This is a genomic window from Rouxiella sp. T17, from assembly GCF_036663475.1.
In the GTDB taxonomy this organism is placed as follows: domain Bacteria; phylum Pseudomonadota; class Gammaproteobacteria; order Enterobacterales; family Enterobacteriaceae; genus Rouxiella.
Genome location: NZ_JAWUEA010000003.1, coordinates 1 through 14,529, shown reverse-complemented (window position 1 = coordinate 14,529; position 14,529 = coordinate 1). Strand labels below are relative to the sequence as shown.

General features: G+C 57.0%; 10 protein-coding genes. 7 read left to right on the top strand and 3 right to left on the bottom strand.

Annotated features, from left to right (window positions below):
• Positions 1-2: 2 nt before the first annotated feature.
• Positions 3-1,298 (bottom strand): enterobactin transporter EntS, encoded by a 1,296-nt coding sequence (gene entS, locus SC206_RS00370; RefSeq protein WP_332733040.1) that lies wholly within the window; start codon positions 1,296-1,298, stop codon positions 3-5.
• Positions 1,299-1,559: 261 nt separating this feature from the next.
• Here entS and fepD point away from each other — a divergent pair, with 261 nt between their 5' ends.
• Genes fepD through SC206_RS00355 form a run of 3 tightly spaced genes read left to right on the top strand, consistent with a single transcriptional unit; the run spans position 1,560 to position 4,368 of the window.
• On the top strand, positions 1,560-2,531 hold the full coding sequence (gene fepD / locus SC206_RS00365) for a Fe(3+)-siderophore ABC transporter permease (RefSeq protein WP_442975974.1): 972 nt from the start codon (positions 1,560-1,562) through the stop codon (positions 2,529-2,531).
• Positions 2,528-3,559, top strand: a complete 1,032-nt coding sequence (fepG, locus tag SC206_RS00360) for an iron-enterobactin ABC transporter permease (protein ID WP_332733036.1) — start codon at positions 2,528-2,530, stop codon at positions 3,557-3,559. Before fepD ends, fepG begins: the two co-directional genes overlap by 4 nt.
• The gene (locus tag SC206_RS00355; protein WP_332733034.1) at positions 3,559-4,368 is read left to right on the top strand and encodes an ABC transporter ATP-binding protein; all 810 of its coding nucleotides are present in this window, start codon (positions 3,559-3,561) and stop codon (positions 4,366-4,368) included. The genes fepG and SC206_RS00355 overlap by 1 nt, the downstream gene beginning before the upstream one ends.
• Before the next feature lie 105 nt (positions 4,369-4,473).
• Here the strand turns inward: SC206_RS00355 and SC206_RS00350 are convergent, their stop codons facing one another.
• Together SC206_RS00350 and SC206_RS00345 are read right to left on the bottom strand one after the other, a co-directional pair.
• Complete coding sequence (locus tag SC206_RS00350; RefSeq protein ID WP_332733032.1) at positions 4,474-8,463, bottom strand: enterobactin synthase subunit F; 3,990 nt, start codon at positions 8,461-8,463, stop codon at positions 4,474-4,476.
• A gap of 155 nt (positions 8,464-8,618) precedes the next feature.
• Complete coding sequence (locus SC206_RS00345) at positions 8,619-8,816, bottom strand: MbtH family protein (RefSeq protein WP_332733030.1); 198 nt, start codon at positions 8,814-8,816, stop codon at positions 8,619-8,621.
• A 336-nt stretch (positions 8,817-9,152) separates the two neighbouring features.
• Between SC206_RS00345 and SC206_RS00340 the strand changes: the two genes are divergently transcribed.
• From SC206_RS00340 to actP, 4 genes are all read left to right on the top strand, one after another.
• A complete protein-coding gene (locus SC206_RS00340) occupies positions 9,153-10,181 on the top strand; it encodes a S66 family peptidase (protein ID WP_332733028.1) in 1,029 nt (342 codons plus the stop codon).
• A gap of 125 nt (positions 10,182-10,306) precedes the next feature.
• A complete protein-coding gene (gene acs, locus SC206_RS00335; RefSeq protein ID WP_332733121.1) occupies positions 10,307-12,268 on the top strand; it encodes an acetate--CoA ligase in 1,962 nt (653 codons plus the stop codon).
• Positions 12,269-12,322: 54 nt separating this feature from the next.
• The gene (locus tag SC206_RS00330; protein ID WP_332733026.1) at positions 12,323-12,634 is read left to right on the top strand and encodes a DUF485 domain-containing protein; all 312 of its coding nucleotides are present in this window, start codon (positions 12,323-12,325) and stop codon (positions 12,632-12,634) included.
• On the top strand, positions 12,631-14,289 hold the full coding sequence (gene actP, locus SC206_RS00325) for a cation/acetate symporter ActP (RefSeq protein WP_332733023.1): 1,659 nt from the start codon (positions 12,631-12,633) through the stop codon (positions 14,287-14,289). The genes SC206_RS00330 and actP overlap by 4 nt, the downstream gene beginning before the upstream one ends.
• Positions 14,290-14,529 lie beyond the last annotated feature (240 nt).

Sequence of the window (14,529 nt, the reverse complement as noted above, 5' to 3'; positions counted from 1 at the left end):
TTTTACGGGCGAGTTTTGTCTGACGCATTAGCGGGTTGGAGAGTCTCCGGCCCGCTGTTGTTCACGATGTGAGAAGCTTGATGACTCACCTCGCGCAGCGCACGCAGCGAAAACGCCAGCACAATCCCGATAATCGCCGCACCAAAACCAAAGGTTGCCGAGCTGGCAACCGGCAGCAGAATGGATCCCATCGACCCCAGCAGCAGCGCGCCGAGTGCGTCACCCGTGACGTTTTGCGCGGTCCATAAGCCGTTGACGCGGCCCAGATATTCATCCGGCGTTAGGCGCTGAATCAGCCCGTATTGCAGCAGCGAATTTATTGCGCTCAGATAGCCGAAAATCACCAGACACAGCAGCGCGGTGCTGTACCACGGCATCAGGCTGAACAGGCCGATCGCTACAAACGCGGCAATCGCGGTGGTCAGCATCATCCAGCCTGGACGCGCAACGTTCGCCACGCGACCACTGGTAAACGCGCCAATTGCTGCACCCAGCGGCACGGCGGCATACATCAGCCCAAGCCGCGACGCATTCACCTGCCACATCCCCGACAGCGCCGGATAAAGCACGCGCACGGCGCTCGCCATGGTTAACAGCGCGCCAATCAGCGCCACCATGCCAATGACTTTATTCTGGAACAGGAAACGCACGCCGCTCGCCAGCGATTTCAGCGGATGCTCGCGCGGCTGCGGCGGAGGCGGAAGTTGCGGCAAACGCAGCAGCGGGATCAGGGTGAGCAAGGTGCCGAACGCCGCCAGCCCGTAGTTCCACACCACGCCGCCGTTGGCGATAATCAGGCCACCGACGGCGGGCGAAAGAATCGAGCCAAAACGCACGGTTAACATGCTTAACGCCCCGGCCTGCACCAGATTTTCGCGGCCCACCAGCGCGGGCTGGGCAGCCAGCAACGCCGTCACGCCGACTGCGCCGAAGAATCCGTCCCACACGGAGAGCAGATAAATCACCACCAGCGACGGCGAAGGCATCGCGGCGTTAATGCACAGCCCGACAAAGCCAATCCCGCAGGTGGATCGCGCGAATAAAATCAGTCGGCGGCGCTCGTAACGGTCGGCCATCACGCCACCCATCAGCAGGCCGACAAACATGCCGCTGCCCGCGAGCGTTACGGCGAGGCCGACTAAAAGGGTCGATCCGGTCAACGCCTGAATCTGCACCGGCAAGGCGATGCCGAGCAAACCCAGCGCCAGAATCGAGATAAATCGGGCGCAAAATACCGATCGGAAGGCGGGATGGGTTTTCAGCAGGCTGAAATTAAGTAAAATTGACGGCTTTTCCATAGCAAATTCAGGGTCCAACAGTAACAGGGAGAGCAGCAGACGGTTTGGCAGGAGGTTCCCGCCGCGTAGGGACTGCAACAGTTGAAAGAGTCATGCTACCATATACAAACTCGAGCGATAACGATAATAAATATCATTAACATTCCTGATTGAACTGCTTACCTTAAGGCTGCTATGTCTCGGCTCATGCGCAACAGCGCGCTAAATAGTGCAACGAAAACGTCAACGCGATCCTCCGTGTTTTCTCATCAGCTCCCGGCGATGCTGCTGGCGATTTTACTGCTGCTGGTGATGGTGGCGCTCAGCCTGTCGGTCGGCGAAAAATCCATTCCTCTATCCACGATTTTACCGGCCCTAAACGGCCAATGTTCCAGCGCTGACTGCGTGATTATTCTTGACGCGCGGCTGCCAAGAACGCTGGCGGGCATTTTGGCGGGCATCGCGCTCGGGCTCTCTGGCGCGCTGATGCAGATTCTGACCCGCAATCCGCTGGCCGATCCGGGCATTCTCGGCATTAACTCGGGCGCAGGATTTGCCGTGGTGCTGGGCATCGCCTTTTTCGGCGCCACCGGCATTGAACACTATTTGTGGTACGCCTTTGCGGGCGCGATGGTAGCGACGTTACTGGTGGCGATGATTGGCGCGCTGGGGCGTGGGCGAATCAATCCGATTAGATTAACGCTGGCGGGCGTGGCGCTGGCCGCCGTGCTCGAAGGCATGACTTCCGGCATTTCGCTGCTCAATCCGCAGGCCTTTGACCAGCTGCGTTTCTGGCAGGCCGGAACGCTGGATATTCGCAGCATGGGCGTGATTCGCTTAGTGGCGTGGCCCATTATTATCGCCAGCCTGATCACGCTGTTAATGAGCCGTTCGTTGAATAATCTGACGATGGGCAGCGAGCTGGCAACCGCGCTCGGCACGCGCATCGCACTGACCCAGCTTACCGGCCTGCTGGCGATTACCCTGCTGTGTGGCAGCGCGACCGCCGCCGTCGGGCCGATCGGTTTTGTCGGGCTGATGATGCCGCACATCGCCAAACGCCTGTCGCGCGCCAATCCGCGCTGGCTGCTGCCGTGGACGCTGGTGTTAACCCCTTCCCTGCTGCTGGCCGCCGATCTGCTGGGCCGCGTCTTAGTGGTGGGCGAGCTGCGCGTCTCCGTGGTCACCGCGTTTATCGGCGCGCCGGTGCTTATCTGGCTGGTGCGTCGTCATAATGGATTAACCCGAGGATGAGCATGAATCCGGCCCTCGAACGCCGTCGTTCGGCGCAGAAAACCTCTCGCCTCGCGCGTCCGATGATGACCGCCCTCGTGCTGGCATTATGCTGCGCGCTGCTGGCAATTTACGCCCTCGGCAGCGGCACGCTTGCTCTTTCAGCTCAACAGGTTATCGACGCGCTGCGCGGCGAAGGGCCTGCCAATCTGGGGATTATTGTCACCCAGTGGCGGCTGCCGCGCGTGGCGATGGCGCTGATTTTGGGCGGCGCGCTTGGCATTAGCGGCGCGATTTTTCAGTCGTTGATGCGCAATCCGCTCGGCAGCCCGGACGTTATTGGTTTTAACACGGGCGCGTACAGCGGCGTGCTGGTGGCTATCGTGTTGTTTAATGGCGATATTACCAGCATTACGGCGGGCGCGATGGCGGGCGGGATCCTGACTGGCCTGCTGGTTTACTGGCTGGCGTGGCGTAAAGGCGTGGAAACTTTCAGGCTGATTATCGTGGGAATCGCGATCCGCGCCTTGCTGATTGGCGGCAATACGTGGCTGATTATCAACGCGTCGCTTGAGTCGGCGCTGACCGCCGGACTCTGGAGCGCGGGCTCGCTCAACGGCATTACCTGGCAGAAAAGTTTGCCTGCCATCGGGCTTATCGTGCTCGCCGTAATTGTCGCGCAGGCGCTGTGCCGCCGAATGCGCTTGCTGGAAATGGGCGACGATACCGCCTGCGCGCTCGGGGTGCCGGTTGAACGCACGCGCCTGCTGCTGATGCTGATTGGCGTGTCGCTGACCGCCGCCGCTACCGCCGTCGCGGGGCCTATCTCCTTTATTGCGCTGGTTGCGCCGCAGATATCGCGCCGCCTCTGTCCGAATCAGAAACAGCCGCTGCTGTTTGCCGCGCTGACCGGCGCGCTGCTGCTGCTGGCCGCCGACGTCATCGCCCAGCGCGTTTTCCTTCCCTATCAATTACCCGTGGGGGTGCTGACGGTCAGTCTTGGCGGCATCTATCTGATTGGGTTGCTAATTCGAGAGTCTCGCCGCTAATGAGCACGCCACACGCTTCACCTTTACGGGCAGAAAATCTGACCCTCAGCTATGAGAAGAAGGTCGTTGCCCGCGATTTGTCGGTAGAAATCCCTGACGGCAAAGTCACAGTAATTATCGGCCCGAACGCCTGCGGAAAATCGACCCTGCTGCGCACCCTGAGCCGCCTGATGCAACCTCAGGCGGGCAAGGTGTGGTTAAACGGCAAGATGATTAACGAGGTGCCGACCAAAGAGGTCGCTAAACAGCTGGGGCTGCTGCCGCAAAGCTCGACCGCGCCGGGTGACATCAGCGTCGCCGATCTCGTGGCGCGTGGCCGTTATCCGCACCAAAATCTGTTTAGCCGCTGGAGCCCGCAGGACACGCTGGCCGTCGACGAGGCGATGCGCGCCACGGGCGTTTTCGAGCTGGCGGACAGGCTGGTGGATAATCTTTCTGGCGGACAGCGCCAGCGAGTATGGATAGCGATGGTGCTGGCGCAGCAAACGCCGCTGTTGCTGCTCGACGAACCCACGACGTGGCTGGATATTGCCCATCAGATTGATTTGATGGAGTTAATGTGTCGGCTGAATCAGCAAAACGATCGCACGCTGGTGGTGGTGTTGCATGACCTGAACCACGCCTGTCGCTACGCCGGACATTTAATTGCGATGAAAGACGGCAAGATTATCGCGCAGGGTGCGCCGTCGGAGATTGTCACGCCCGAGCTTATCGAGCAGGTATTCGGGCTGCGTTGTCACATTATCGACTGCCCTGTTTCGCACACGCCGCTGATTATTCCGCTCGGCCACTGCGAGTTTCTGCCCTGATTTTTTTGGATCGGATAGGTAAATAAAAAGCCCGCACGACGCGGGCTTTTTGTTTTTAAAAATCAGTTTTTAACAGTCAGTGTTAAGTGCAGGTCTGTTCATCGCTTAGAGCGTTCTAAGCAAGCGATTGATCAACGGCCCCAATACTTTAAACGACGCCGGTGAAACGATGTCGACGTGGGCGCAATCCAGCTCGTGAACCTGTAGCGCGTCGACGTAATGCGACCAGGTTTGCTGCACGTCCATACCGGCCTGCAAAGTGCGTTTCGCCACAAACAGCGTCGCCTCGCCCTTGAAGCGCGCGGTTGAAGTTTTGGAAAGCAACCTGACCGAATCCGCGTAGTTAGCCTCGATTTTATCAAACATCGAATGCCTGCCGCCGTCCTGCGTCGGTTCGAGCGACTCCTGCGAAACCGCGATAAAACGCTCGCGCTCGCGCTGGATTTCTTTCAACACGTTGTCATCGAGCATCACGTCCCAGTTTTGCGTCTCCGGCGGATAGGTATCCAACAGCCCGAGGAACGCGACCTCTTCGCCCCGCGCCTGCAAACGCGCCGCGATACCCTGCGCCAGCGTGCCGCCGAGCGAATACCCGATGAAATGATACGGGCCGTGTGGCTGAACGCTGAGCACGGTTTGCAGATGCGCGTCGCACACCTGATCCATATTTTCGCTGGTCGACAGCGGGCCTTCAGGCTGTGGCGACTGAATGCCCACCACAGACCACTGCTGATCGATGTAACGCGGCAACACGCTGAACTGCCAGGAGAAACCCGACGCCGGATGCAGGCAGAACAGCGTTGGACCGGTGCTTTTACGCAGCGGCAGCACGGACTCGAAGCCCACGTTGTCGGCCTCGGCCTGCGACTGCGTTTCGCCTAACAGCGCGGCCAACTGCTCGATTTTCGAGGCAACCATAATCTGCCCGACGGTGACGGGCCTCTCAAGCTCGCGGCGCAGCTGCGCGGCAAGGCGCATCGCCAGCAGCGAATGACCGCCGAGGGCGAAGAAATCGTCATCGGCATAGACTTTCTCACGCGACAGCAGGCCCGCGACAGCCTTGGCAATCTGCGTTTCGAGGCCCGGTTCCGGCTCGCGGCCCTGGGTTTGCTGCGCGGCCTGCGGCTGCGGCAACGCCTTGCGATCAAGCTTGCCGTTGGCACTCAGCGGCAGGATAGGCAGCTCGACCAGCGCGACCGGCACCATGTGCGGCGGCAGCAAATCACTCAACGAACGGCGTAACCCTTCGAGATCCAAGGTCGTTTCAGGCTGCGCGACCAGATAACCCACCAGCTGACGGGCATCGCCGCCAGTGGCATCCTGCGTCGCGCTGCCAATCGTTAGCGCGTGAGTGACGGCCTGCGCCACGCCCGGCAGGGAAAGCAGCGCGTGGTCAATGTCCGTCAGCTCGATGCGCTGGCCGCGAATTTTGAGCTGGAAATCGCTGCGGCCAAGATATTCCACCGCGCCCGTCGGCAGCCAGCGCGCCACGTCGCCGGTGCGATACATTCTGCCGCCATTGCCAAGTGGATCGGCCACAAATCGGCTGGCGGTGAGGTCTGGACGGCCCAAATAGCCGTGCGCCAGCTGCACGCCGGTCAGGTAAAGATCGCCCGCGACGCCCGGCGGCACGGGTTGCAGTCTGCCATCGAGAATACGCAGGCCAGTATTCCAGACAGGTAAACCGATCGGCACGTTCGCGCCTTTAACCTCGGCCAGCGCCTCGCCAAACGCCGGATGATAAGAGACGTCGACGGCGGCTTCGGTCGGGCCATAAAGGTTGTGCAGCGCGACGCCAACGCGGCGTTGCCACAGGCGGCAAAGCTCGGCGGGCAAGGCTTCGCCGCTACAAAATACCTGACGCAGCGTCGCACATTGTTCTACGGCCTGCGGCTCTTCGAGCGTCGCCACGAACGCCGCCAGCATCGACGGTACAAAGTGCATCGTGGTTATCCGGTGCTCGGCAATCAGCTGTTGCAGCTGCTCGGGGTCGCGATGCGCCTCGGGCGGTGCCATCACTAATCTTGCGCCCACCATCAGCGGCCAGAAGAATTCCCACACGGAGACGTCGAAGCTGCTCGGCGTCTTTTGCAGTACGGCATCGTCGCCCGTCATCGGATACTGATTCTGCATCCACAGCAGGCGGTTGACGATCGCCTGATGACCCACGACCACGCCTTTTGGCCTGCCCGTCGAGCCTGAAGTGAAGATCAGATAAGCCGCGTCGTCTGAGGAAGATCGGATAAAAGTCTGAGGAAGATCGGATCGCAAACTGAGTAAAGCATCGTAAATCATCACGTTGCCTTTGCGGGCAAAGCGCGGTAACTGGCTGTTATCGGTGATAATTAATCGCGGAGAGGCGTCTTCAATCATCATCGCCAGGCGATCATCAGGGTAGCTGGTGTCCATCGGCAGATAGGCCGCGCCAACCTCGACAATCGCCATCAGCGCCAGCGACAGGAATACCGAACGCGGCAGCGCGACGGCAACAATATCACCGCGCTGCACGCCTTGTTCCACCAGCCGCTGCGCGAGCGCCACCACCTGTTCACGCGTTTCGCGATAGGTAAACTGATGCTGCGCGTCAGAGAGCGCCGGAAGGTCTGGCGTTTTCTCGGCCTGTTCGGCCAGCAGCTGATGCAGCGTGGCGTTGGCGACAGGCGCGGCGGTGTCGTTAACACGGTTAATCAGCGCGCGGTCGGCGGCGGTCAGCATATCGGCTTCGCCCGTCAACCGCTGCGGGTTAGCCGCGAACTGGCCGAGCAGCAGCGGCAGGCGTTCAAGATGCGCCTGAAGTTCCTGCGGCTGATAACGTTCGGCGTTGGCCAGTAAATCGACGGTCAGCTGGCCCGCTTCGTCGATATACATCGCGATTTCAAGGTCGCGCACCGGACCTGAGGTCAGCTCGTGAGTAACGCCCGCCATGCCGTTGAAATCCAGACGGAAGTCGAACATCTTGAAGTTGAAAATCGTGCCGTACATCGGCTGCGCATCGCCAACACCGCCGACGTCGCGCTGGATCTGCTCGGCGTCGTAACGCTGATGACGGCGAGCCTTTTTCAGCTCGCGCGCAATCTCTGCGGCAACCTCCACCAGCGTATTCTGCGGTGCAACGTTAAAGGCAACCGGCAAGACGTTGATCACCGGACCCGTCGCGCACAGCGCGGCAGAACCCATGCGGCGCATAAAGATAAAGCCTGCGCCAAACTCGGATTGCCCGCTCAGGCGCGAAACCCACAGCGAAACCAGCGCCAGCGCCATGTCGGACGGCGTGAGCTTGTGCGCCTCTCCGGCGGCAATCAGCTGGGCAAACTGCTGCGGCGAGCACGCTTGCGACAGGCGGAAAATGTGCGTCGACGGCACCTGTCCGGCGAGCGGCTGTGGACTCAGGCTGGCGGCTGGCGGCAATTGGCGCGCCTTGTCGAGCCAGAACTGTTTGTCGCGCTGGCACACGGCGGACTGTTCGTAATTGAGGTACTCTTCGACCACCTCTTTAAACGGCACAAACGGCGTCGGTTCCGGCGACTGTTGCTGACACAGCGCGGTATAAAGCTGGGCGATACGGCGAGCGATGGCGGTAAAACTAAATGCATCGACAATGACGTGGTGATAACGCTGATACCAGAACCAGCGATCTTCGGCGACGCGGATCAGCACGTGGCGGAACAGCGGCAGGCCGTCGGCCACGCGCAGCTGCCCGTTGAGATCCTGCTGCATAAACGCCAGCGCGGCGGCCTGCTGGTCTTCAATCGGCTGGCCGGAAAGAGTGGCGGGATTGGAGAGCGCCTGATCGTAGAGATCAAGCCATTCAACCTCGGGGATCGTGGCATTTTTGTCGATCCACTGGACAGGCACGCCGTCCTGTTCTTCAAAGCGCATCCGCAGGGTATCGGCCTCGGCCAAACCTTGGGAAATGGCGGCGATCATCCGCTCGAGATCGAGCTGGCCGGTTAATTCAATATAATGAGCAACAGCATAGGCGTTGTCGTGGGGAGATAACTGATCTGCTACCCAGATACCCGGCTGTGCGGCCACCAGCGGCATGGCGTCGCGGCGAAGTGGCTGGTCGTTTGAAAGCGTTACGGCTGAAGTCATGTCTTGCACCCTGAATACTCCTGATGATTTATCGCTGGCCGACTCCTTCGGCTCAGTTTTTTTCTTTATTGGTACTGCTTTCGGCACGAACTTTTTTCAGTAAATTTTTTCAGCAAACTTTTTTCAGCAAAAACTGTGCCTTCGTGTCGCCGCGATTACGCCACGGCCGGGCGAAGGCTCTGCCAATGGCTATCAAGCCAGCCGATACATTCTTCGCGACTTGTTGGACCGAAAACGGGCTGCCAACCGGCCGGAATGGCACTGAAATCGGGCCACAGGCTGTATTGCTGCTGTGAATTTTGCAGCACCAGACTTTGCTGCTGCTCGTCATCGAAAGGGTTAAGCTTTTCCATGAGCGGCTCCTGCTTTAATAGAATCGAAAGTTAAGGGCAGCATTGGCTGCTGTGCGGCGCGCGTTTGGACACTTTGGTGAGGCGACAAATGTTGATCCAAACCCGTTGTTAAGGCGAAGTAAATTCGCTTCCTAAAAAAGTTCAGGACTTCCAAGCGGTTAGCTTTTGAAGTCTGAAAGCTTCATCCAACATACTAAGAATAGTATTGATAATTATTTGCATTTGCAATAGGACGGCGACGTGCCGATGAAGCGTATTTCACTTACCACATTTTGATTGAGAAAATTTAATGAATAGGCGAGGGTAAAGGACCTTCACAGATCAAGAGAGAACATCATGGATTTTGCCTCTCAACCGTTGTTAGCTCAGTCACTTAAGTCGGGAGAGACGATAGGTTTTTTCTCGGCCTCGTCGCCCGTTACCGCCACGGCGCCCCATCGCTTTGCGCGAGCGCAGCAGTTTGTGGAGGCTAAAGGTTTTCCGCTAAAAGCCGGGATCCTGACAGGTAAACGTGATTTTTATCGCGCCGGATCGATTCGCCAACGCGCGGAGGAGTTAAACCAGCTGCTGCGTGATCCGCAGGTACGCTGCATTATCTCGACCATCGGTGGCATGAACAGCAACGCGCTGCTGCCCTATCTCGATTACGAAGCCATTAAAGCGGACCCGAAAATTATCATCGGCTATTCCGACACGACCGCCCTGCTGCTCGGCATTTATGCCAAAACCGGACTTATTACCTTTTACGGCCCTGCGCTGGTTGCCTCTTTTGGTGAGTTTCCGCCATTGGTCGATAACACGTGGGACGCCTTCGCCGAGGTAATTATCGGTCCGACAGCGCTTCCTTATACCTACACTCTGCCCGCGTTTTGGAGTGACGAAAAACTCAATTGGGACACCTTAGCGCCCGAGCGCCCTAAGACGCTGTATCCGAATGACTGCTGTTTTCTTGGCACGGGTCGCGTAACGGGGAGAGTGATCGGCGGCAATTTGAATACGCTGTCGGGCATTTGGGGCTCTCCTTACATGCCCGAGATTAAGCATGGTGACATTTTGCTTATCGAAGACAGCCTAAAAGATATCGCCACCGTCGAGCGCGCCTTTTCGATGCTAAAGCTTAACGGCGTGTTCGATCGCGTAGCGGCAATCCTGCTTGGCAAACATGAACTGTTTGATGATGCCGGCAGCGGACGTCGCCCGGCTGATGTGCTGCTGGAGGTATTGGACGGGCAAACTATTCCGCTGGTGGACGGTTTCGACTGTTGTCATACCCATCCGATGCTGACGGTGCCGTTAGGGGCTCAGTTAACGATCGATTTTGATCGTCAACAGGCTGCGATTGTGGCGCCTTATTTAATCTCATAAAACTAACGGCTTGTGTCACAACGACATTGCGTGATCTGCCACCCAAAAGCTAAACAAAGCCCTTACGCAAACTACAATTAACTTTTGATTGACATAGTATTAACACATTCATAAGGAGAACAATGATGAGCCAATCTCACAAGCACCCTGTTCCTGCGTCTATAGCAGAACACGCCCTGATTACGCCCGAGAAATATGATCAGTATTATCAACTGTCTGTAGAAGATCCGGACGCATTCTGGGGTGAGCAGGCCAAAGTGATCGACTGGATCAAACCTTTCACCAAGGTTAAAAACACCTCTTTTGCGCCGGGAAATGTCGACATTCGCTGGTTTGAAGACGGCACGTTGAACCTCGCGGCCAACTGTCTGGATCGTCATCTTGCCGAGCGCGGCGATCAGGTAGCGATCATCTGGGAAGGCGACGATCCCAAGGCTGAAAACAAGTTTGTGACTTATAAGCAGCTGCACGAAGACGTCTGCAAATTTGCCAACGTACTGAAAGATAAAGGTATCGAAAAAGGCGACGTGGTCGCGATTTATATGCCGATGGTGCCGGAAGCCGCCGTCGCAATGCTGGCCTGCGCGCGTATTGGCGCGGTGCATTCGGTTATCTTTGCCGGTTTCTCACCGGAAGCCGTGTCAGGACGCATCATCGACTCAAACGCCAAGCTGGTGATTACTGCCGACGAAGGGCTGCGCGCGGGTCGTACTATTCCGTTGAAGCAAAACGTTGATTACGCGCTGAAAAATCCGGCCGTCGTGACGGTTAATCACGTGATTGTTTATCAGCGCACGGGCAAAAAAGGCGAGTGGAAAGAGGGTCGCGACCTGTGGTGGCACGAGGTGACGGCCAGCGCGTCGTCTGATTGTCCGCCAACCGAAATGAAAGCCGAAGATCCGCTGTTTATCCTTTATACCTCTGGCTCGACCGGTAAACCAAAAGGCGTGCTGCACACGACGGGCGGCTATCTGGTTTATGCGGCGTTGACCTTTAAATACACCTTCGATTATCACGACGGCGACATTTATTGGTGTACGGCGGACGTAGGTTGGGTGACGGGCCACAGTTATCTGCTATATGGGCCGCTGGCCGTTGGCGCTGTGACGCTGATGTTTGAGGGCGTGCCAAATTATCCGACCACTAATCGTATGTCACAGGTTATTGATAAGCATAAAGTTAATATTCTTTATACCGCGCCGACCGCTATTCGCGCGCTGATGGCCGAGGGCGACAAAGCCATCGAAGGCACCAGCCGCACCTCGCTGCGCATTATGGGTACCGTCGGCGAGCCTATCAATCCAGAGGCTTGGGAGTGGTATTACAAGACTATCGGCAACAGTAATTGTCCGATCGTCGATACCTGGTGGCAGACGGAAACGGGCGGTTTCATGATAACTCCGCTACCCGGCGCGACAGAATTGAAAGCCGGTTCGGCGACGCGACCGTTCTTCGGCGTGCAGCCTGCGCTGGTTGATAACGAGGGCAATCCGCAGGAAGGCGCGACCGAGGGTAATCTAGTGATTATCGACTCCTGGCCGGGTCAGGCGCGCACGCTGTATGGCGACCACGAGCGCTTTGAGCAGACCTACTTCTCGACCTTCAAGAATATGTATTTCAGCGGTGACGGCGCGCGTCGTGACGAAGATGGTTATTACTGGATTACGGGCCGCGTCGATGACGTGCTGAATATTTCGGGCCACCGTTTGGGAACCGCTGAAATTGAATCGGCGCTGGTGTCACATCCAAAAATCGCCGAGGCGGCGGTGGTTGGCTTCCCGCACAGCATCAAGGGTCAGGCGATTTACGCCTACGTGACGCTGAATCATGGCGAAGAGCCGACGCCGGAACTCTATACCGAAGTGCGCAACTGGGTGCGCAAAGAGATAGGTCCGATTGCGACGCCGGACGTGCTGCACTGGACGGATTCGCTGCCGAAAACCCGTTCCGGGAAAATCATGCGTCGTATTCTGCGCAAAATTGCTGCCGGAGATACCTCTAACTTCGGTGACACCTCTACTCTCGCCGATCCTGGCGTAGTCGATAAGCTGTTGGAAGAAAAACAATCAATGAAAGCGTCGTCATAATTTTCACCGCCTCTGCGCGGTGAACTCAATCAATGCCTCATAGGAGTCGTGTCGATGAATGATCTCATTTATCAAAAGGTTGAAAGTAATCCGCGCTTTAAAGAGTTGGTGCATAAGCGCAGCCGGTTCGCCTGGCTGCTCTCTATAATTACGCTGGTGTTGTACGTCGGATTTATCTTTCTGATCGCCTTCGAGCCCCAGTGGCTGGGGACGCCGCTTTACGAGGGCGCGACCATCACGCGGGGCATTCCGGTTGGCGTCGGCCTCATCGTCATCTCCTTTGTGCTTACCGGTATTTATGTCGTGCGTGCCAACGGGGAATTCGACCGTTTGACCGCAGATATCGTGCGTGAGGTGCAGCCATGAACGCCCGCCGTTTGGGTGTTCTGGCGCTGCTTGCACTGAGTTCTTCCGCCTGGGCCGCCGAAGGCATTGCCGGAGAAGTCAGAAAGCAGCCGTTAAATATTGAAGCGATTATCATGTTCGTGCTGTTCGTGGGCGCGACGTTGTATATAACCTATTGGGCATCAAAACGTACCCGTTCCCGCAAGGATTACTACACGGCGGGCGGGCAGATCACGGGCCTGCAAAACGGCTTGGCGATCGCGGGCGATTTTATGTCGGCGGCGTCATTCCTAGGCATCTCCGCGCTGGTCTACACCTCGGGCTATGATGGCCTAATCTACTCGATAGGCTTTCTGATTGGTTGGCCGATCATTCTGTTTCTTATCGCCGAACGGCTGCGAAATCTGGGTAAATATACTTTTGCCGACGTCGCCTCTTATCGCCTTAAACAGAAACCGATTCGTACGCTGTCGGCCTGTGGATCGCTGGTCGTCGTCGCGCTTTATCTGATTGCGCAGATGGTCGGCGCGGGCAAGTTGATTCAGCTGCTGTTCGGGCTTAACTATCTGGTGGCGGTCATTTTGGTCGGCATTTTGATGGTGATGTACGTACTGTTTGGCGGCATGCTCGCCACGACGTGGGTGCAGATTATCAAAGCTGTGCTGTTGTTGGCGGGTGCCAGTTTTATGGCGCTGATGGTGATGAAATCGGTCGGCTTTAACTTCAACACGCTGTTTACGCAGGCCGTGGCGGTGCATCCAAAAGGGCTGGCGATTATGAGTCCGGGGGGGCTCGTTTCCGACCCCATATCGGCCTTATCGCTTGGGCTGGCGCTAATGTTTGGTACTGCTGGCCTGCCACACATCCTGATGCGTTTCTTCACGGTGAATGATGCCAAGGAAGCGCGCAAAAGCGTGTTTTATGCCACGGGTTTTATCGGTTATTTCTATATCTTGACCTTTATTATCGGCTTCGGTGCTATCGTGCTGGTGAGTTCAAATCCTGATTTCAAAGATGCGACAGGTGCGTTACTCGGCGGCAATAATATGGCGGCGGTGCATCTTGCCAATGCCGTGGGCGGCAGCTTCTTCCTCGGCTTTATCTCGGCGGTAGCCTTCGCTACGATTCTGGCCGTGGTTGCTGGCTTAACGCTCGCGGGCGCGTCGGCGGTCTCTCATGACCTGTATGCCAGCGTAGTGAAAGACGGTAATGCCACGGAAAAAGCCGAGCTGCGAGTATCGAAAATAACAGTAATCGTGCTGGGAATTGTCGCGATCGCGCTGGGGGTGATGTTTGAAAAGCAGAACATTGCTTTCATGGTGGGCTTGGCCTTCTCGATTGCTGCCAGCTGTAATTTCCCGGTAATTTTGCTGTCGATGTACTGGTCGAAACTGACCACGCGGGGCGCAATGATCGGCGGCTGGTTAGGCTTGTTAACGGCGGTGATTCTGATGATTCTTGGCCCGACGATCTGGGTGCAGATTCTGGGTCACGCCAAGCCGATTTATCCGTACGAATATCCAGCTCTGTTCTCGATGATCGTGGCTTTTGTCGGGATTTGGTTCTTCTCAATCACTGATAAATCCGCTACCGGAGCGGCAGAAAGAAAGCTTTTCTGGTCACAGTTTGTTCGTTCACAAACTGGTATTGGCATCTCGCAGAGCAGTAAACACTAATAAATAGCGGATAAAAAAAATAAAAAAAGGCCCACGTCGTCAGACGGGGGCCTTTTTTATTTGTCTATTCTGCCGGAAAAGCGAAAATCTCCGCAATAGACGTAATTTCTTCCAGAATCCAGACGAGAAAAAGCCCTAATCTTTCGATTAGGGCTGTTCCTTGATTTGATGCCTGGCAGTTCCCTACTCTCGCATGGGGAGACCCCACACTACCATCGGCGCTACGGCGTTTCACTTCTG